General features: G+C 38.6%; 21 protein-coding genes and 1 pseudogene. 19 read left to right on the forward strand and 3 right to left on the reverse strand.

The window, feature by feature from the left end; all coding sequences use genetic code 11:
- Positions 1-56: 56 nt before the first annotated feature.
- Genes ACOQO5_RS07080 through ACOQO5_RS07090 form a run of 3 tightly spaced genes read left to right on the forward strand, consistent with a single transcriptional unit; the run spans position 57 to position 1,679 of the window.
- Positions 57-353, forward strand: a complete 297-nt coding sequence (locus ACOQO5_RS07080) for a hypothetical protein (protein ID WP_420581104.1) — start codon at positions 57-59, stop codon at positions 351-353.
- A gap of 16 nt (positions 354-369) precedes the next feature.
- Entirely contained in the window at positions 370-924 is a 555-nt protein-coding gene (locus tag ACOQO5_RS07085; protein ID WP_420580992.1) for a CARDB domain-containing protein, read from the forward strand.
- A gap of 20 nt (positions 925-944) precedes the next feature.
- Positions 945-1,679, forward strand: coding sequence for a choice-of-anchor J domain-containing protein (locus ACOQO5_RS07090; protein ID WP_420580993.1), 735 nt, complete (start codon positions 945-947; stop codon positions 1,677-1,679).
- 38 nt (positions 1,680-1,717) lie between these two features.
- On the opposite strand, the gene ddlA is transcribed toward ACOQO5_RS07090, so the two are convergent.
- The gene (ddlA, locus tag ACOQO5_RS07095) at positions 1,718-2,758 is read right to left on the reverse strand and encodes a D-alanine--D-alanine ligase (RefSeq protein WP_420580994.1); all 1,041 of its coding nucleotides are present in this window, start codon (positions 2,756-2,758) and stop codon (positions 1,718-1,720) included.
- 129 nt (positions 2,759-2,887) lie between these two features.
- Between ddlA and ACOQO5_RS07100 the strand changes: the two genes are divergently transcribed.
- From ACOQO5_RS07100 to ACOQO5_RS07110, 3 genes are all read left to right on the forward strand, one after another.
- Positions 2,888-3,745, forward strand: coding sequence for a PASTA domain-containing protein (locus ACOQO5_RS07100; RefSeq protein ID WP_420580995.1), 858 nt, complete (start codon positions 2,888-2,890; stop codon positions 3,743-3,745).
- An 88-nt stretch (positions 3,746-3,833) separates the two neighbouring features.
- Entirely contained in the window at positions 3,834-4,787 is a 954-nt protein-coding gene (locus ACOQO5_RS07105; RefSeq protein ID WP_420580996.1) for a hypothetical protein, read from the forward strand.
- A 164-nt stretch (positions 4,788-4,951) separates the two neighbouring features.
- Positions 4,952-5,686, forward strand: coding sequence for a T9SS type A sorting domain-containing protein (locus tag ACOQO5_RS07110; protein WP_420580997.1), 735 nt, complete (start codon positions 4,952-4,954; stop codon positions 5,684-5,686).
- Here the strand turns inward: ACOQO5_RS07110 and nspC are convergent, their stop codons facing one another.
- Together nspC and ACOQO5_RS07120 are read right to left on the reverse strand one after the other, a co-directional pair.
- Complete coding sequence (nspC, locus tag ACOQO5_RS07115) at positions 5,687-6,814, reverse strand: carboxynorspermidine decarboxylase (protein WP_420580998.1); 1,128 nt, start codon at positions 6,812-6,814, stop codon at positions 5,687-5,689. It abuts the gene before it with no gap.
- A pseudogene (locus ACOQO5_RS07120) lies at positions 6,814-8,018 on the reverse strand (saccharopine dehydrogenase C-terminal domain-containing protein). The gene nspC and the pseudogene ACOQO5_RS07120 overlap by 1 nt, the downstream one beginning before the upstream one ends.
- A gap of 176 nt (positions 8,019-8,194) precedes the next feature.
- On the opposite strand from ACOQO5_RS07120, the gene ACOQO5_RS07125 reads away from it, so the two are divergent.
- From ACOQO5_RS07125 to ACOQO5_RS07185, 13 genes are all read left to right on the forward strand, one after another.
- Positions 8,195-8,827: a DUF4136 domain-containing protein gene (locus ACOQO5_RS07125; RefSeq protein ID WP_420580999.1), complete on the forward strand. Its 633-nt coding sequence runs from the start codon at positions 8,195-8,197 to the stop codon at positions 8,825-8,827.
- A gap of 91 nt (positions 8,828-8,918) precedes the next feature.
- On the forward strand, positions 8,919-9,689 hold the full coding sequence (gene surE, locus ACOQO5_RS07130) for a 5'/3'-nucleotidase SurE (RefSeq protein WP_420581000.1): 771 nt from the start codon (positions 8,919-8,921) through the stop codon (positions 9,687-9,689).
- A gap of 50 nt (positions 9,690-9,739) precedes the next feature.
- Positions 9,740-11,353, forward strand: a complete 1,614-nt coding sequence (locus ACOQO5_RS07135) for a hypothetical protein (protein ID WP_420581001.1) — start codon at positions 9,740-9,742, stop codon at positions 11,351-11,353.
- A gap of 119 nt (positions 11,354-11,472) precedes the next feature.
- The gene (gene rpsF, locus ACOQO5_RS07140; protein ID WP_420581002.1) at positions 11,473-11,829 is read left to right on the forward strand and encodes a 30S ribosomal protein S6; all 357 of its coding nucleotides are present in this window, start codon (positions 11,473-11,475) and stop codon (positions 11,827-11,829) included.
- Complete coding sequence (rpsR, locus tag ACOQO5_RS07145) at positions 11,826-12,077, forward strand: 30S ribosomal protein S18 (protein WP_084370700.1); 252 nt, start codon at positions 11,826-11,828, stop codon at positions 12,075-12,077. The genes rpsF and rpsR overlap by 4 nt, the downstream gene beginning before the upstream one ends.
- Positions 12,078-12,086: 9 nt before the next feature.
- Positions 12,087-12,530: a 50S ribosomal protein L9 gene (gene rplI, locus ACOQO5_RS07150; RefSeq protein WP_420581003.1), complete on the forward strand. Its 444-nt coding sequence runs from the start codon at positions 12,087-12,089 to the stop codon at positions 12,528-12,530.
- 72 nt (positions 12,531-12,602) lie between these two features.
- The gene (locus tag ACOQO5_RS07155; protein WP_420581004.1) at positions 12,603-13,580 is read left to right on the forward strand and encodes a GSCFA domain-containing protein; all 978 of its coding nucleotides are present in this window, start codon (positions 12,603-12,605) and stop codon (positions 13,578-13,580) included.
- Positions 13,581-13,874: 294 nt separating this feature from the next.
- A complete protein-coding gene (locus ACOQO5_RS07160) occupies positions 13,875-14,501 on the forward strand; it encodes a GNAT family N-acetyltransferase (RefSeq protein ID WP_420581005.1) in 627 nt (208 codons plus the stop codon).
- Entirely contained in the window at positions 14,498-15,682 is a 1,185-nt protein-coding gene (gene argG / locus ACOQO5_RS07165) for an argininosuccinate synthase (RefSeq protein ID WP_420581006.1), read from the forward strand. Before ACOQO5_RS07160 ends, argG begins: the two co-directional genes overlap by 4 nt.
- Positions 15,679-16,644 carry an N-acetyl-gamma-glutamyl-phosphate reductase gene (argC, locus tag ACOQO5_RS07170; protein ID WP_420581007.1) on the forward strand — a complete coding sequence of 322 codons (966 nt, stop codon included), beginning with the start codon at positions 15,679-15,681 and terminating at the stop codon, positions 16,642-16,644. The genes argG and argC overlap by 4 nt, the downstream gene beginning before the upstream one ends.
- Before the next feature lie 164 nt (positions 16,645-16,808).
- Positions 16,809-17,615: a pyrroline-5-carboxylate reductase gene (gene proC, locus ACOQO5_RS07175; protein ID WP_420581008.1), complete on the forward strand. Its 807-nt coding sequence runs from the start codon at positions 16,809-16,811 to the stop codon at positions 17,613-17,615.
- Positions 17,616-17,617: 2 nt separating this feature from the next.
- Positions 17,618-18,745: an aspartate aminotransferase family protein gene (locus ACOQO5_RS07180; protein WP_420581009.1), complete on the forward strand. Its 1,128-nt coding sequence runs from the start codon at positions 17,618-17,620 to the stop codon at positions 18,743-18,745.
- Positions 18,739-19,683: an N-acetylornithine carbamoyltransferase gene (locus ACOQO5_RS07185; RefSeq protein ID WP_420581105.1), complete on the forward strand. Its 945-nt coding sequence runs from the start codon at positions 18,739-18,741 to the stop codon at positions 19,681-19,683. Before ACOQO5_RS07180 ends, ACOQO5_RS07185 begins: the two co-directional genes overlap by 7 nt.
- The last annotated feature ends 178 nt before the right edge of the window (positions 19,684-19,861 follow it).

The following is a 19,861-nucleotide window of genomic DNA, read 5'->3' on the forward strand; positions in this document are numbered from 1 at the left end:
ACAGACTGCACCACTCACGGAAGATTTTGAAAGGAACGGATGAATCAATAACTGATTTGTGGAAGACAAAAAATAACAATTTGAATACCTCTGCCTGGAGTATTGGGACGGCTCCGAATGTAATTACTGAAAATAAAGCAGCTACGCTCAGTTATTTTGGTTCTGCACCAGAGTCTTTTGGAGAATTGGATTATTTCTTAAGCCCTGTGTTCGATTTAACTGAATTGCCAACCGCAGATTTGAGATTCAAATATGCCTATGCTAATCATCCAACATTTTATAGTGATGCATTGACAGTTGTTGTTTCTACAGATTGTGGAGCTACTTTTCCAAGGGAGAATATATTATTTTGAGGAAATAGGGGCAAACTTGAGTACTTCGGCAGAGACTAGCACATTGTTTATTCCAAGTGGTCAATCCGATTGGAGGGAGATTGATATCAATTTTGGTGAGTTTGCAAGTCAAGAGGTTGTTGTTGCTTTTATTGGAAGTAACGGTGGGGGGAATAATCTATATCTGGACGATATTCAGATTTATTCTAGTACTGCGAATGACTATGATATCGGCATCGATAAAGTAGAGTCATTACCTATAGTGACTTGTGAATCAGATGTTTCTATGGAAGTTCATGTGAAGAACAGAGGATCTAAACCCATTGCAAGCTTTTCTTTGAGTTATGCATATGGAAATACAAGTAAGACTGAAGATATCATTTTGGAAAATTTACTTCTGCCAGGGAAAACAGAAGTGATAGAGATAAAAATTTCAAATCTCTCGGATAATGCTTATCAAATGATTGTTCAAATTCAGGAGCCCAATGGAGTTGAAGATGAAGACTTAAGCAATAACTTAAAAACGGTGAATTTTGAAATCGCTTCTGAAACGGAAGTTATCCCAATACGTCAGAAATTTTCAAAACGCTAGCGAATTCGGGTTGGTATTATGTGCGAACAGATGCACCTACCAATTGGACGATTTCGGAATTTAGAGAAGAAAATGTCACCAATTTTGCACTGACTTTTTTGGGATATGAAATTGACTCATTGAATATCGAGAATTGGTTTGTGAGCCCTGTTTTGGATTTCTCAAATACAGAAGAGGCTTCGATGACTTTCGATGTGTCTTATGCCAGCAAGATTGGAAGAAATGACCAGTTACGAATTCTGGCTTCTACGAATTGTGGAAAAGATTATTCCTTAGAAGTTTACAACAAAAAGGGTAGTGTGTTAGCCGTTACTCAAAGCGAGACAGCTTGGTCTCCTCAGACAGCAGACGATTGGCGAAATGATTTTGTTGACCTGAGTGACTTGGCGGGTCATGCAGATGTTAGAGTGGCTTTTTTGCTCACCAATCAAAATGGCAACAATTTATATCTAGACAACATTGAACTTTTTGTTTCAGCTGATGAGAACCAAATTGTCATTGAAGAATCTATGAGAGCATATCCGAATCCAGCGTCAGATTTCATAGAAGTAAAATTCAATTTCAATATCAAAGAAGAAATCCTTCTCAGGATTGTTAGTTTGGATGGGAATGTAATCGCCGAGGAGACTTTTCCAAATACCCTCAATCAAACCTACCGGATAGAAAATATAAAGAGTACAAATAATGGAATGTATGTGCTACAGGCCATTGGCGATTTTACCAACCTTTCTAATAAGATTCTTATTCAGCAGTAGCTTAAACCGAGCTCTTGATCTGCTTTTCTTTTTTATGCCTAGCTATGGGCCAGTTGTAATAATTCATCAATTAAATCGCTGTAGGCAATTCCTGAGGCTTCCCATAGTTTGGGGTACATACTAATTTGAGTAAACCCCGGAATAGTATTTATTTCATTTACGAGAAGTCTATCATCTTTTGTTAGAAATACATCTACTCTTGCAAAACCTTCACATTCTAGCGTTTGAAAAGTATCTATAGCTATTCTTTGAACAGCTTTTATATGTTCGTCACTAATATTGGCTGGAATATCAATTTTATAACCTTGATCATCCAGGTATTTTGCTTCGTATGAATAGAATTTGTGTGTAAAAGAAATTTCACCAGGAATTGAAGCTTTTGGATTTTCATTTCCCAGAACGGCGCATTCAATTTCGCGTCCTTCAACGAATTCTTCGATGATTACCTTGTGATCATAAGAAAAAGCTTCATCGAGTGCTTTGTTGTATTGCTCTTCGTTGTCAACCCTATTGATTCCCACAGAAGATCCGAGATTGGCAGGTTTTACGAAACAGGGAAGCCCCAATTGTTTAACAATGCTATCGAAAATGGGTCTTTCTTGATGTGAGCGGATAGTGACATATTTACCGATAGGCAACCCTGCATCTCGAAGAAGCCGCTTCATTATATCCTTGTCCATACCAACGGCAGAACCTAGCACACCTGCACCAACAAAGGGAATGTTGGCCAATTTAAGCAACCCTTGGATCGTTCCATCTTCGCCCATTGGACCATGCAGGATTGGAAAAACTACATCTATTTTTTGACTTGTACCGGATAGCTGCCCTTCACTTTGAGGGATTAGAGCTACATTTTCACTTTCCTTGTTCAGACTAATTTTTTCAATGTTGTCTGCATTTAGAATCAAAGAAGTTTGATCGTTATATAGCCAATGACCATTTTTATCAATACCAATCAACACGGGCTCATATTTGTTTTTATCCAAAGCCTCAATTACATTTTTTGCTGATCTCAATGAAATTTCATGTTCGGCAGATTTGCCACCAAACAAGATTCCTACTTTGATTTTCTTCTCCATATTGTTAGCAAATGTATATAAGAAGAGATTTAACTTAACATTCTTTTAATTGACTTTTTCTAGAGCTCTTTTATTTATTTTTTTCAATGATTCCATGTAATTTGCCGCGTAATTGACTGAAAGAAAGAAATGAGTAAAACCGGAGCTTCGAAAAGAGACTTATTGTTGCATATTGGGCTAGCGATAGCGGCTTCCATTGCCATTTTATTATTCGTATTTTATGTCTACTTGCCATTTACCACTAATCATGGAGAAAGCATGACTGTGCCAAATCTTGAAGGAATATTGCTTGAAGATTTAGGTGAATTTTTGGAGGAGAGAGATCTAAGGTATGAAATAGAGCCTGATTCTGGTTACTCACCGAAATTTCCACCACTTGCAGTATTGAAGCAATTCCCTTTGCCAAATGCAAAAGTGAAAGAAGGTCGAAAAATCTACATTACATTGAATTCTTCGAAGCCCCCAGTGGTTAAAATGCCTTCATTAATCCAGAGATCTTTGAAAAATGCGCAATTAGAACTGAGAAGTTTGGGTCTACTTTTGGGTGAGATTCGTTACAGACCAGATTTTGCATTGAATACAATTCTGGGTCAATACTACCAAGGAAAAAAATTGAAAGCAGGTGATGAAATTCCAAAAGGGACTAAGATAGATTTTGAAGTAGGAGATGGATTAGGAAATCAAACATTTCAAATGCTGAATTTAACTGATATGGTATTGGATGAGGCAGTGTTCGTAATGCGTGGGTATGGATTGAAATTGGGAGATGTTTTCTATGAAAAGGAAGGAAAGATCATCAAAAAAATAGAAAGCTCTAGTGGAGAAGTGGATGTACAGTCCATTGAGGCTAAACCAGGAAGAGTGTTTAAACATTCTCCGAATGCTTCAAAAATTGCAAGAATAGGACAGGAAATTGACCTGTGGATAGTAGAAGTTGATTCGACTGCTTCTGAGGATGTGCCAACCCTGGATTTACCAACAGAATAATAGAGAAGATAAAATATTGGAATAAATCTTCGTTAAAAGTAATATGATATTAAAAGTCTGGAGGGTCGTTTTTTTGATAGTATTCTGTATGAATACAATCAACTGCTTTGCTCAGCTCAAGGTCAAATCTATCGATAGGTCACAGAATTCAATATCAAATACTGCAAGAGTAAGCGTAAATAGAGATACTGTGAGTTTGCCATTCTGGGATGATTTTTCATTTTCCAATATGGCAGCAGACACAACTCTTTGGATCAGTAATACCGGTGCATTGATCAATGGAACTTTGGGAAATGTAGCACCCACTATCAATGTAGCTTCTTTCGATGGCCATGATTTATTTGGGAATCCTCATAATCCAGAAGGCGTAAATAGCCAAACAGTAGATGTGCTCACTTCTCAACCCATTGATTTAGAAGCAGTGAAGTTAGAGAAACGTGATTCTGTCTGGTTTTCATTCTATTGGCAAATGGGAGGACTGGGTGAAGTACCAGAGCAAAGGGATTCTTTGAAACTTGAATTTTTGGATAAAAATGGCTCTTGGATTGAAGAGTATGCGCTTATAGGCGTGGCAGACAGTTTGTTTGATTCCTTCAAAAAAGTATTTATCCAGATAGATCATGATGACTATTTTCATTCGGGATTCCAGTTTAGATTTCGGGCTTCAGGAAATAGTTTAGGGCCGTATGATGCTTGGCATATTGATTATGTCTATCTGAATCAGGATAGAACTTCGATAAACGAATCTTTGGTAGATAGGACCGTGACCGATCCTCCTACACCGATATTCAGTGAATATACTATGATTCCTTATGATGTGCTGTTTGATTTTCCAGACACTATTTTTCAAGTGATTTCATTTGATTTTGCCACTTTGGAGAATAAGGTGCACCCCGTGGAATTTGAATATTCTTTGACAAATTACGACTATCCAAACACGGATAGTTCAACGGTCAATGCCACCCTATATTATCTTTATGATAGTGATGATAACTTCTCATTGCCCGCTATGGACGAAATACGAATTATATTCCTGCTTTAAATAAATCTTATTTTGTTGGTTATGATTCTTTATTTATTCAAACAGAGTTAATATTTTCATCAACTACAGATGGTTATTTCATCAAGTCGATAGATGGACCAGAAGGAGCAGAGGTGATTTCTTATTTAACAGATGATTTGTATAATTATCGACTGAACGATACTGTGAGATCATATTTTGAAATACATCATACGCTTGCGTATGATGATGGAAGTGCTGAATATGCTGCTGGACTCAATAAGAATAAATCCCAACTCGCGGTATATTTTAACATTCCTTCAGCGGATACATTGACATCTATCGACATATTCTTCCCTCAATTGAATCCATCTTCTGATAGAGAGGAAATTGTTCTTTCAGTATTTAAAGACTTATCGGGTGAGCCAGCCAGCACCTTACGTGAACAAACTTTTATCATTCCTGGTGGTGCCCCATTAAATAAGTTCGATCGATTTGAATTTGATGTTCCGATTATCATTTCAGGGGATTTTTATATCGGCTTACAACAGTTTACTAATGACTACATTGGTATTGGATTGGATAACAACAATCTTCTGGGTACTCGAAAGGTATTTGTCAATACCGAAGAGGAATGGCAACCGAATAATAAAGTCGAAGGGATTATAATGATGCGACCTGTTTTTTCAGATTCTGATTATGTAGTCACTTCTGTAGATAATGTAAATTCCGCTGTAGTCATTTTTCCTAATCCAGCAAATGACAAATTGACTATTCAAGGTGATTTTGATTCTTATGAATTGATGGACTTGTCTGGAAAATCAATCAAAATTGGCCGATCTAATGAATTGCAAACATCCGGTTTTCAAGAGGGAATTTATTTTCTCAAAGTTTATCAAGGAGATAAAGCATTCACAAAGAAGATTATTGTTCAGCACTAATTAGGATAGTCTATTCCTATAGTCGGAATACCCAAATGTTTTAATGAGGTCGAAAGTTCCATTTTTTCTTTTGATGCCAATCGCAGGATGTTGAATGCCATTGAATGTACTTGTCTTTACCATTGTATAATGAATCATATCAAGAAACTCTATTTCGTCCCCGACGTGTAATGGACGATCAAAAGAATAGGCTTCTAAAAAATCTCCCGCCAAACAGCTTACTCCGCCCAGACGATACCGTTGATTGCCTTTTTGTACATCTGAATAACCATTGACTAAGTTGGGCCGGTAGGGCATTTCCAAACAATCCGGCATATGGCAGGTAAATGAGGCATCGATAATGGCCGTTTTCACACCTCCGTTTTCAACTATATCTAATATTGTTGTTTTTAATGATCCAGTCTCCCAGGCAAATGCACTTCCTGGTTCAAGGATCAAATGCAAGTTGTGCTTAGTTTTGAAATCTTTAAGTACTTGAATCAAATGACTCGTGTCATAGTCCTTTCGAGTCATTAAATGTCCTCCACCCATATTTATCCATTTGATTTGAGGGAATAAATGCCCAAATCTGTTTTCCACAGAATGGAGTGTTTTTTCCAGTGCCATAGAATCTGATTCGCACAAAACATGAAAATGTAAACCTTCTACATAATCTGGAATTTGAAGATTTTGAGGATCAGCTTTAACACCTAATCGTGAAGTAGGAGAGGAAGGATTGTATAGTTCTGTCTCAACATCAGAGTATTCTGGGTTTATTCTTAATCCTACGGACACTCCTTGTGCATGTGTTCTCGGACCAAATCGCTCCAATTGGTTGAGAGAATTGAATGTGATATGACTACTTCCAGCTAGAATCTGATCTATTTCACTGTCTTTATAGGCTACTGCATAGGTGTGAGATTTAGTTTTCATGTGTTCATTGCATAGCATCATTTCATGAACCGAACTGGCAGTTGCGCCTGAGATATATTTTCGAACAAGAGGAAATGCACTCCACATGGCAAAACCCTTGAAAGCTAGGATGATTTCTACCTCTGCTTGATCAGCAACAGTTCTTATCAAGCTAAGATTGTCTTCCAGCTTTTGTTCATCCAAAACAAAACACGGAGAAGGTATCGCGTTAGGCATTATTCTACTTCCAAATCAATGTTGTGCTCTTCATGCCAGGGCAATCCTTGGGTATTCAACTTTTCCATAAATGGATCTGGGTTGAATTCTTCTACATTGAAAACCCCAGCACCTTCCCATTCTCCAGTGAGCACCATCATAGCGCCAATCATGGCTGGCACTCCCGTAGTATAAGATACACCTTGAGCCCCCGTTTCATTAAACGCCTCCTGATGCTTACAATTGTTATAGACATAGTAGGTGATTTCTTTTCCATCCTTCAGGCCTCTGATTCTGCACCCTATAGAAGTTTCACCTTCATAATTGTCTCCAAGGCTACCAGGGTCAGGTAAAGTCTCTTTCAAAAATTGTAAAGGAACGATATCTACACCTTTATACTTGATGGGTTCAATGGACGCCATGCCGATATTTTGTATAACCCTTAGATGTGTCAAATATTCTTGTCCGAATGTCATCCAAAACCTAGCTCTTTTTAAGCTTGGGAAATTTTTTGTAAGCGATTCTAATTCCTCATGATAGAGGACATATGAATCTCTCGTTCCAATATTTGGATAGTTTAGTTCCTTCTTGATTTCGAAGGGTTTGGTTTCTACCCAGTCTCCATTTTCCCAATAGCGACCATTTTGAGTAATCTCCCTAATGTTTATCTCTGGGTTGAAATTAGTGGCGAATGCTTTGCCATGATCCCCGCCATTGCAGTCTACAATATCCAGATATTGAATTTCATCAAAATAGTGTTTGGCCGCATATGCTGTATAAATACTTGTCACCCCAGGGTCAAATCCACAACCTAAAACTGCTGTCAGACCAGCTTCTTTAAATCGATCTTGATAGGCCCATTGCCATTTGTATTCAAATTTGGCTTCATCTTTTGGTTCGTAATTGGCAGTGTCTAAATAATGAACTCCTGTTTCCAAACAAGCATCCATGATGGTCAGGTCTTGATAAGGTAGTGCCACATTAACTAGCAACTTAGGTTTCACTTTTTGGATCAAGGCAACTATTTCAGGAACATGGTCAGCATCTACTTGATCGGTCGAAATCTTAATGTTAAGATCAGACTTAACGTCTTTTGCTATTTGATCACATTTGGATTTGGTGCGACTAGCCATCCAAATATCAGTAAATACTTCTGAGTTTGAGCGCATTTGTATGCCACTACACGGCCCACACCACCAGCCCCAATAATTAAAATTCTTGACATCTTAATAAGGTTTTTAAAGTCACAAATTTATATAAGGTTGATATCTATTTGATCAGTAAGGAATTTATTAATTCTAATATGTGTTCCTATTCTGAATAGATAAATTTTACTTAAATTGTAGGGTTCAATCATTATTGTAATTGTAGTGATGCTTCAATTGTAAATCAAAAAAACCAATGATAAGAGCATATTCAACACAACTCAAGAATTATTTTTTATTTGGCACAATAATCTTTTTAGGAAGCTGTCTCTCACAAAAAGATTTTATCACGGATTCTGATTATAGTTATGGAGGGAAGTTCAAGAAATACAGAACTTATAACTTTATGACAAGTCCTGAGAATGACACGCTGTTTCACCGCGAAATTCTGGAAAAAACCATTGCATCCAGAATGGGGGCTCAAGGTTACTTCAAGCAAACCAAGAAGCCTGATTTGTTAGTGATGTACAAAATATTTTATGATGACTTCTCATTGCGTGGATATAATCAGCCTCATTTTGAAAGTTGGGTAAATAATGATCAAGCATTGGAAAGTGAAAGAAGTGACAATAAAGGTTCAGACGATTTCTTTGATGATGAAGAAGTAGAAGGTGAAGAATATAGAGTCAGCAATTACGAAATGAATGATGGTACATTACTGGTAGTATTCTTTGATCGTAAAAAGAAACAAACCGTATGGCAAGGATATGCTTCTGGAGTATTTTCAAGAGAGAATAAAGATTCCAGGAAGAATATTAAAGTGGCTACTTCCAAGATTTTTAATGAGTTTAGGTTAATTGCCGATGGCTATGTCATCAAGGGCGGTTGATTTTTTTAAGCTTTGAGAAATGTTAAGGACCCAATGAAAGTTGGGTCTTTTTTTTGCTTTATTTGCCAGACTAAACGAAAGAATTGAATCAATGTCTAAACCTCTTGTTTTAATATCCAATGACGATGGCGTCACATCCAAGGGAATCAGGAAACTAGTTGAATTAATGTCTCAACTTGGTGAAGTAGTGGTGGTAGCACCAGATGGACCGCAGTCAGGCATGGGGCATGCAATCACAGTAGGAGATACTTTACGCCTCACCAAGACAGATATATTTGGAGATATTCAGGCGTATAAGTGCTCGGGCACTCCCGCCGACTGTATCAAATTGGCTAAGCATGAAGTGTTGAAAGGAAGAAAAGTAGATTTAGTAGTTAGCGGAATAAATCATGGTTCTAATACGAGTATTAGTGTGCTTTATTCAGGCACGATGTCAGCCGCTATTGAAGGGGCCATAGAAGGTACACCGGCTATTGGATTTTCTCTTTGTGATTTTAGCTGGCATGCTGATTTTTCTCATGTGGATGAATATATTTTGAAAATCGCAGGTGAAGCACTCAAAAACGGACTGCCAGAGGGTATAGCTCTAAATGTGAATATCCCACCTAAACAGAATGAAAGAATAAAGGGAATTAAAGTAGCACGTCAGGCCAATGCGAGATGGGAAGAGGAATTTGACAAAAGAAGAGATCCACATGGTAGAGATTACTATTGGATGGTGGGTAACTTCGTAAATCATGACAAAGGAGAAGACAATGATGAGTGGGCTATTGCAAATAACTACATTTCTATTGTGCCCTGCCAGTTTGATCTTACCGGGCATCATGCATTTAGCCATTTAAATGAAAAGTGGGATATTTAATCCTTATTGTCGAAACCTAAAATATTTTTCAAATTTACTTCTTATTTCTTATGAAGAACCTAACCCTTGGCATACTAATATGGTTGTCATTTCCAGTTTACAGTCAATTGATTGATAATGAGGAGTTTAATGTAAGTTGGAAGCCGGAGCAGAAGGAAGAGAAATCATTTTATTTTGATAAGGTTGTGGCGATTGATACTAATCAATATATTGTTCTTCGTCGAGGAGCTGCAAATCTGAAATCTAGAGGCCTGGTCAATAAAATCAAATTAGAACGCTATGATACTGATTTAACAAAACAAGGCTCTTACCTCATTGATTTTGGAAAGTCTTGTAAGTCTTGTGATTTTCAAGATGCTATTGAAGTAAATGATAGGCTTTTTATTTTCACTGCCCAAATAAATATTAAGTCAAAGAAGTATGTCTTATTTAGGCAGGAAGTTGACAAAACGACATTGAGACCGCAAGTCAGAGTAAAAATTGCAGAGCTAGAAATGCGGAAAGGAATTTCGACTGCAAGGATGTCTGCCATACAAAAATACACGGGCCAATTTGTATTTAGGACTTCACAAGACAAATCAAGGCTCTTGATTCAGGGCATAAAGGCTGTAGATAAAAACGAAATTGGACAAATGACAGCTTACGTGTTCGATGAGGATTTGGAATTGAACTGGTCTAGAGAAATTCAGCTACCGTTTAATTCTGACTTGTTTGATTTGAAAGAGGTTAGAATTGACGAAAAGTCTAATGTCTATTTTCTTGGCAAGAAATACTTTGAAGTTAAAAAGAATTATAGAAAAGGTAAGCCTAACTTTAACTATCAGCTTTTCTCATATAGGAAAAATGGGCAAGAAGAATGTGTTTATCCAATTAAATTGGATGATAAGTTTATTGTAGATATGGATCTGCAAGTAAGTGCTTTAGGTGATGTGTTTGTTGCAGGATTTTATTCTGAAGAGGATGCAGCATTGGGCGTCGCTGGTACATATGTGCTGAAATTTGATGGAGAAAGTAATCAACTTGTTTCTTCGACCACTCAAGTATTTGATATAGGTTTTATCACAGCGCATATGTCAGCTGGAGATGAAAGGAGTGCTCGAAAAAAAAATGCAAAGGGTAAGTCAGTTGAATTGGAATGGTTGAGAACGACTGAAATTGTTTTGAAGGAAGATGGAGGCGTAGTATTGATAGGTGAGCAGCAGTATGTTGAGGTAAAAACAATGACTTCAGGAGGAATGAGCTCTAGTTATACTAAGTTCAACTTTAATGATATAATTCTAATTAATGTTTCCAAAAAGGGTGAACAAGTTTGGGCTAAGAGTATTCCCAAAAAACAACGGACAACTGATGATGGAGGTGATTTTTCTTCCTATGGACTGGTGGTGGCAGAAAATAAAATGTTTTTTATATATAATGATCACCCGCTTAATAAAGTACCTGAAAAAAATACAAATATTTATACATTCGACAGATCTAAAGACAGTATGGTGAGGATGGTTGTTGTAGATACAGATGGAAACATGAAAAGGACCGAACTCTTTTCCTCCAGAGAAACTAATCTATTGACGAAACCTTCAGCTGCTGAGAAAATTTCAGATCGTAAGGTTTTATTACTTGGTCAGAGAAGAAAGCAGGGAGGTTTTGGTGTGCTTACTTTGAAGTAAACCTCTCATACTTACTAATTTTCAATAGATTATAATCAATTTTTTGAATCGTGACGTTGTTGTTTCTTAATAATTACTCTACTTTTGCACTTCAAAATTTTTAAACTAAATATTTCATAATGAAAAATTACGAGACGGTATTCATTTTAACTCCCGTTTTGTCTGATGATCAGATGAAGGATGCTGTCGGAAAGTTTAAGAAGGTACTAGTAGACAATGGTGCGAAAATCATCAATGAAGAAAACTGGGGCCTTAAGAAATTAGCTTATCCGATTCAGCACAAAAAAACAGGGTTTTATCAATTGTTCGAGTTTGAAGCAGAAGCGACTATCGTAGACGCGCTTGAGACTGAGTACAGAAGAGACGAGAAAATCTTGAGATTCTTAACTACTGCTTTGGACAAGCATGCATTGGCTTACAATGTGAAGAGAAAGAGCGGTGCATTTAACAAAAAGAAAGAGGAGGCAAAATCATGACACTAGTAAACGAGCCAATAAATAGAGCCGATCAGAAAAAGAAATACTGTAGGTTCAAGAAGAATGGTATCAAGTATATCGATTACAAAGACGCCAATTTCCTTTTGAAATTCGTAAACGAACAAGGTAAAATTTTACCAAGAAGATTGACTGGTACGAGTCAGAAATTCCAAGGTAAAGTTTCTCAAGCTGTAAAAAGAGCGAGACACCTTGCGTTGTTGCCTTATGTTACTGATTCACTTAAATAAGACAAGGACATGGAAATTATATTGAAAGAAGATATCAAAGGCCTTGGTTATAAAAACGATACAGTTGACGTAAAGCCTGGGTACGGTAGAAACTATTTGATCCCTCAAGGATTTGCTATCATCGCAAGCGTTTCTAACAAGAAAATGATTGCAGAAAACATCAGACAAGCAGCTCACAAAGCAGAGAAGCTTAGACAAGATGCTGAGGATTTGGCTAAGTCTATCGGAGATGTAGTATTGGAGATCAAAACTAAAGCTGGTGAAAGCGGTAAAATCTTTGGTGCAATTACTGCTCTTCAGATTTCTGATGCTTTGGCTGCCAAAGGTTTCGAAATTGATAGAAAGAAAATCACTTTTAATACACAAGTGAAAAACGTTGGAGAATACAAAGTGTCTTTGGACTTACACAAAGAAGTTCAGCATGATGTAAACATCAATGTAGTAGCTGAGTAATATTAAAAGCTTAGGATATATAAAGCGATGCTAGCAATAGTGTCGCTTTTTTTATTGCCTTATCTTTGACTTATGGTCATTCATAATGCAAATAATTTTAGAACCGAACTCCACGTTAGACCAGCCAAACAACCTCTTGGTTTTGATGACAACATCCTAACTATAGGTTCCTGTTTTTCAGATAACATTGGAGGGAAGCTCAAGGAAAATAAATTTTCCGTTCTTGCCAATCCACTAGGGACAGTTTACAACCCTATTTCTATTTTCAAGTTGTTGGGTAGTGAAGACCTGAATGCTACAAAATTTGTGGAAGTTGGTGGTCTGTGGTATCATTTAGACTTTCATTCCCAATTTAATGGTAGGGATCGAAAAACGCTCGAAACTTTATTGAGGCTCAAACTTCAAGAGGTTAGAGAGTTTGTAAGAACAGCAAAAGCTGTTATTATTACCCTGGGCACATCTTTTGTGTATGAGCGAAAAGATAGTAGAGATGTAGTAGCTAATTGTCATAAAATTCCTCAAAGTAAATTCGAAAAGCGTTTGTTGGGTTTGGATGAAATGAAAGCTGCATTTATTGAGCTCAGGTCAACTTTGTTGGCCATCAATCCATCTCTTCGATTCGTGTTTACTGTCAGTCCGGTGCGCCATATCAAAGATGGGATCGCAGAGAATCAGCTCAGTAAATCATTGTTACGAGTATTGTGTCATGAGTTGTCCCAGGATACTCAAGTGAGTTATTTTCCTGCATATGAGATGATGATGGATGATCTTAGAGACTATCGTTTTTATAAAACCGATATGATCCATCCTAGCGAAATGGCTGAAGATTATATCTGGGATAAATTTCAACTTACTTATATGTCCGAACAATCTCAAAGGATACTAATGGAATGGGGTAAAATTCAAGCTGCACTGTCTCACCGACCTTTTAATCCAAAGTCAGAAAATCACCAAAAGTTTTTAAAGGACCAGGTTAAGAAACTGGACGTATTCTCTGAATACTTTGACATCGAAGAGGAAAGGGCATTTCTGAAAAAGCAAATGATCTGATTTCAATCATTGCAAATCATTCAATAAATAATCAAAATATTGGATGATCTCTAAATATTGGAAGGATTATTAAAAATCAAAACAAAAGCTTGTGCTTTAATTAATACTTTTTCTTTCTTTGTGTCACAAGGATGAACAACACGCAAGTACATATCGCATTCATCGCTGCTACTCCTGCACCTAGGAGGAACAACAGGCCCGTAGGGGTCTGCTAATACCGGGTTGCCTATGCGGTAGCCCCAATTCCAACATTATTTCAAAATATTTTATTTAAACCATTAAAGTTCATTGGTTATGAACGTGGATGTGCAATACGCAACCATTGAGCATATCAAGTATGCTCAGGAAATATGTGATCTCATTGAGTCTGCTGCTAAGGCACGCGGAACAGGTATCGCCAAAAGAGAACCTGAATATGTTCAAGGCAAAATCGAATCTGAGCAGGCTGTTATCGCTACTTGTGCAGGCGAATTGGCAGGGTTCTGTTACATCGAAACCTGGCAAAACAAGCAGTATGTGGCCAATTCTGGCCTGGTGGTGAGTGAAAAATTCCGAAACATAGGGTTGGCCAAAAAGATCAAGAAGAAAATTCTTGAATTGTCTCAAGAGAAATTCCCAGATACCAAATTGTTTGGAATAACGACCAGTTTGGCCGTGCTCAAGATCAATTATGAATTAGGCTATCGTCCGGTTACCTTTTCAGAACTCACTACAGACGATGCTTTCTGGAATGGCTGTAAAAGCTGTCCTAACCACGATATTTTGGAGCGAAACAATCGCGCCAATTGCCTGTGTACTGGCATGCTGTTCGATGATAAGTCTCAAGTAAAAGAAACCGAAAAACCCAAAGGGGTAATCGCCAAGCGATTCCAGCGCCTGACCAATTTCAAAAACAAACGAAAATTGAATAAGAAGAAATGAGTGATAAGAAAGTAGTATTGGCATTTAGTGGAGGATTAGACACTACCTATTGTGCATTCTATCTCAAAGACCAAGGATATGATGTCCATACGGTTATAGTAAATACAGGTGGATTCTCTAAAGAGGAATTGGCTGAAACTGAAAAGAGAGCTTTTTCATATGGCGTAGACTCTCATAAATGCTTGGAGGAAACTTCTAATTTTTATGAACAATGCTTGAAGTATTTGATTTATGGTAATGTATTGAAAAACAATACATATCCACTTTCAGTGAGTGCAGAACGTGCTTTTCAAGCATTGGCTATTGCCAAATACGCTAAATCTATCGGAGCGAAAGCAATCGCTCATGGAAGTACAGGCGCTGGTAATGATCAAGTACGTTTTGATTTGATTTTCCAAATCATTTGTCCGGATATTGAAATCATAACGCCGATCCGTGATAATAAACTGTCTCGTCAGGAAGAAATAGATTACTTGGCCACCAAGGGGGTAAATATCTCTTGGGAGAAAGCAAAATATTCGATCAATAAAGGTCTTTGGGGAACTTCAGTTGGAGGAGATGAAACATTGACTTCAAACCTTGGTTTACCCGAAATTGCATTTCCTAGCCAGGTAGAAAAAGACGGTTCCGAAGTAGTAGAACTACAATTCAAAAAAGGAGAGTTCGTAGGACTAAATGGTGAGAAGCTAGATTCTGTCAATGCCATTTTCAAGTTGAACGATATGGCTTCCAAATACGGTATTGGTCGCGACGTGCATGTAGGCGATACGATTATTGGCATCAAAGGTCGTGTAGGTTTTGAAGCCGCAGCGCCAGTAATCATACTCAAATCGCACCATACCTTAGAAAAGCACGTGCTCACCAAATGGCAGCAGCACTGGAAAGAGCAACTGGCCAACTGGTATGGCATGCTACTTCACGAAGGGCAATTTCTGGATCCGGTGATGCGTGACATCGAAGTTTTCTTAGAAAACACACAACAGAACGTGACGGGTACAGTGACTGTGAACTTGGCTCCCTATCGGTTCGAAGTGGTAGGAATCACTTCCGACAAGGATTTGATGAGCTCAACATTCGGTCAATACGGCGAAATGAATAATGGTTGGTCAGGTGAAGATGTAAAGGGGTTCACTAAAATATTGGCTAATCAATCTAAAATTTATAATTCAATCAACTCATGATTAAGGTAGGCGTAGTAGGTGGTGCTGGATATACAGCAGGGGAGTTGCTTAGAATATTGACCAATCACTCGCAGGTAGAGGTCACTTGTGTGCAAAGTTCGAGTAATGCAGGTAAGCCAGTCCATACTGTACACAAGGATTTGATTGGAGATATTGATGGAAGTTTTTCTGTTGATTTTGATCTCAATGTAGATGTGATATTCATTTGTTCAGGACATGGCAAAACTCAAGAGTTTTTAGATGCACACGACGTGCCCGACCATGTCAAGATCATCGACTTGAGTAACGATTTCCGATTGGAAGCAGAAGGCAATGATTTTGTCTATGGACTGCCTGAATTGAACCTGGAACAAATCAAGTCAGCTAAACATTTGGCAAATCCAGGATGTTTCGCAACAGCCATTCAGTTGGGAATTTTGCCATTGGCTGCACAAGGTATTTTGACTGAAGACGTGCATGTTAATGCTGTGACAGGATCGACCGGTGCTGGGCAAAATCCAAGCCGTACCACGCACTTTAGCTGGAGAAATAATAATGTGTCCATTTATAAGGCATTTAGTCACCAGCACCTTGGCGAGATCAATCAATCAGTGAAGCAATTGCAGGGAGGCTTTACACACGATATCAAGTTTTTGCCTGTACGAGGCAATTTTCCGAAAGGCATTTTTGCTAGCCTTTATACGACTGTGAAAGCCAGTGAAGAAGACGTAGTGAATTGGTATAAAGACTTTTATAAGGAGGCTGTATTTGTTCATGTATTGGATGAGGCACCCGATATGAAGCAAGTGGTGAATACCAATAAATGTTTGATCCATGTAGAAAAACATGGCGACACGGTGTTGGTTACTTCAGTGATTGATAACCTGATCAAAGGAGCCTCCGGACAAGCAGTTCAAAATATGAACTTGATGTTTGGGTTGGATCAAAAAGAAGGTCTAAGGTTGAAAAGTAGCGGCTTCTAGCTAATTAAAGAGGTTACTTCAAGTAACCTCTTTAATAAAATGACTGCCCTTGTTGGTCTTGTCCCGAAGGGATGCCTTTGGCGTGACCAACAAGCCACCAAGGCCAGTGAAAAATGAAACAATCAAGTCTTGAATCTTGATTCTAGACTCTAAAATCTAAAAAAATGAAAATAGCACTTATAGGTGTAGGTAACTTAGGATATTCGATCGCTCAGGGAATCGCAGAGCAGACTGGCTTCCATGTAGACCAGCTCACGCTTACCAAGCGAAATGTGACAGGGCTAGCGGAGAAATTCGACAGTAACAAAGTAAAGGTCACTTCTAGCAATATTGAAGCTGTACAGCAGTCAGACATCATTATCCTGGCTATACAACCCGGCCAGATCAATAGTGTGCTCAACGAAATCAAAGGTGTACTGCTTGAAGGACGCCATGTATTGATTTCTACGGTAACTGGACGTGCCATTGCTGATATTGAAAATGTGATTAAAAAAGATATCGCAGTTATTCGAAGTATGCCCAATACGGCCATTTCTGTAGGTCAGTCTATGACCTGTCTGAGTGCAAATGAGCAGGGTAAGGATCAATTGAAAGTGGCGCAGCAAATCTTTGATGCCTTAGGCCAGTCTCTGATTATTGAAGAAAGCATGATGCAGGCGGCTACCGTGATTTGCGCCAGTGGTATCGCTTTTTGGATGCGATTGATCCGTGCAACCACACAAGGGGCCATTCAGTTAGGTTTTGATGCACCAGAGGCTAAAAACATGGCGACTCAAGCCTGTATGGGGGCAGCGAGCTTACTACTAAATTCCAACAGTCATCCAGAAGAGGAAATTGACAAAGTTACAACACCCCGGGGCTGTACGATTTCAGGCTTGAACGAAATGGAACATGAGGGTATGAGTTCCGCATTGATTAAGGGCTTGATGAAGTCTTACGACAAAATTTCAGACATTATCTCAGAAAAGTAATCATGGAAAATTTTAAAGTATATCCTGTTTTTGACATCCATGTGGTGAAAGCCGACGGCGCCTATGTGTGGGATGATCATGGTACAAAGTATCTGGATATGTATGGTGGCCATGCGGTGATTTCCATCGGACATTCGCATCCCAAATATGTCTCTAATATTACAAAGCAGGTGCAAGAGATTGGCTTTTATTCCAACTCTATTAAGATCCCAATCCAGGAAGAATTAGCACATGAGTTGGGAGAGCTTTCTGGCTTAACTGATTATAATTTATTTATGTGCAACTCTGGCGCTGAGGCCAACGAGAATGCTTTGAAGCTGGCTTCGTTCGAAACTGGAAGAAAGAAAGTATTAGGATTTAAAAAAGGCTTTCATGGGCGTACTTCTCTAGCTGTTGCTGTTACAGACAATCCTAAAATTCAGGCAGCAGTAAATTCAACAGAGAACATCGATCTCTTCGTACTAGAAGATTTGGATGGTGTGACAGAGGCGTTGAAGTCCAAAGAATATGCAGCAGTCATTATCGAAGGTATTCAGGGAATTGGTGGCATTTATAAGCCATCCAATGAGTTTTTAATCGCGCTAGAGCAAATCTGTAAGCAGACAGGTACCATGCTGATTCTAGACGAAATTCAGTCTGGTTACGGTCGGTCAGGTAAATTCTTTGCTTTTCAGTATGCCGGTATTCAGCCTGACTTGGTCACCGTGGCCAAAGGAATGGGGAATGGATTTCCTATTGGAGGTGTGTTGATTGCACCTAGGTTTGAAGCCTCATATGGTCAGCTTGGAACTACGTTTGGAGGCAATCACCTGGCATGTGCTGCAGGATTAGCTGTTTTAGATGTGATTCAAGAAGAAGGATTGATTCACAATGCCGCGGAAATGGGAGAGTATCTCGTCTCACAGTTAGAGGGCATTGAAGCTATTAAAGAAATCAGAGGCAAGGGGTTATTGTTAGGCTTTGAATTTGAAAAGCCGGTCAAAGAAATTCGAGGACGATTGCTCACCGAATACAAGATATTCACAGGAGCAGCCACCAGCCCCAATGTATTACGATTATTACCCCCTTTGGGAATTGGAAAAACAGAAGCGGACACTTTCGTGAAAGCTTTAAAAGAAATATTATCATGAATTTTTGCTCAATAAACGATGTGGACGACCCCCAAGGGTGGGTAGAAGAAGCATTAGCACTTAAAAAAGAAATAGAGACCTACGGTCCTAAAGTATATACTGGCAAGTCGATCTGCCTGCTGTTTTTCAATCCTAGTTTGAGGACACGCTTGAGTATGCAAAAGGCGGCTTTCAATTTGGGTATCCAGTCCTTTATATTCAACCTGAATCAGGAAGGTTGGCAGTTGGAGTTTGAAGATGGTACAGTGATGAATGGATACACCAGCGAGCATATCAAAGAAGCTGCTGGCGTATTGAGTAGTTATTTTGATGCGATAGGCGTTCGTTCTTTTGCGTCCTTGAGCAATCGGGAAGATGATTACAATGAAAAGGTATTTAATCAGTTTGTCAACCATTGTACGATTCCGGTAATCAACATGGAGTCAGCTACGCTGCATCCATTGCAGTCATTGGCAGATATGATCACAATTAAGGAGTTTTCCTCTGTTAAAAAACCGAAAGTGGTTCTTTCCTGGGCACCTCATCCTAAGGCTTTGCCTCAAGCGGTAGCCAATTCTTTTTCGCAATGGGCAGGCCAAATGGGTTTCGATTTTGTGGTTTCCCATCCGGAGGGTTATGAGTTGGCACCTGAATTTATGGAAGGTGCAACATTAGAGTACGATCAAAAAAAAGCATTTGAAGGTGCGGATTTCATCTACACCAAAAACTGGTCTTCATATGAAGAGTACGGTCAGATATTGTCGCAAGACAAAAAGTGGATGGTTGATAAAGTTAAAATGAATCTGACCAACAACGCAAAGTTCATGCACTGTCTGCCCGTGCGTAGAAATGTAATCGTATCTGATGAGGTGATTGATAGCGAGAATTCGATTGTAATGCAGCAAGCTGCACATCGGGTGACCTCAGCAAATTTGGTCTTAAGAAAATTAATTGGCTGATAAATCGGACAAACCAATATGCGGGTAGGTTGAAAAAATGGTGCGTGGATGCGGGGAGAGGCCTTGCGCGTTTAATTTTTTCCCGGCGGGGAACCGCTAGCCTTTTTGCTTACTTTTTTGGCATGAAAAAAGTAAGAGCCTGTCCGGCTAGAGGACAATGATAGAGATAGCGCTGAAG

It is taken from the genome of Reichenbachiella sp. (assembly GCF_965223055.1).
GTDB lineage: Bacteria > Bacteroidota > Bacteroidia > Cytophagales > Cyclobacteriaceae > Reichenbachiella.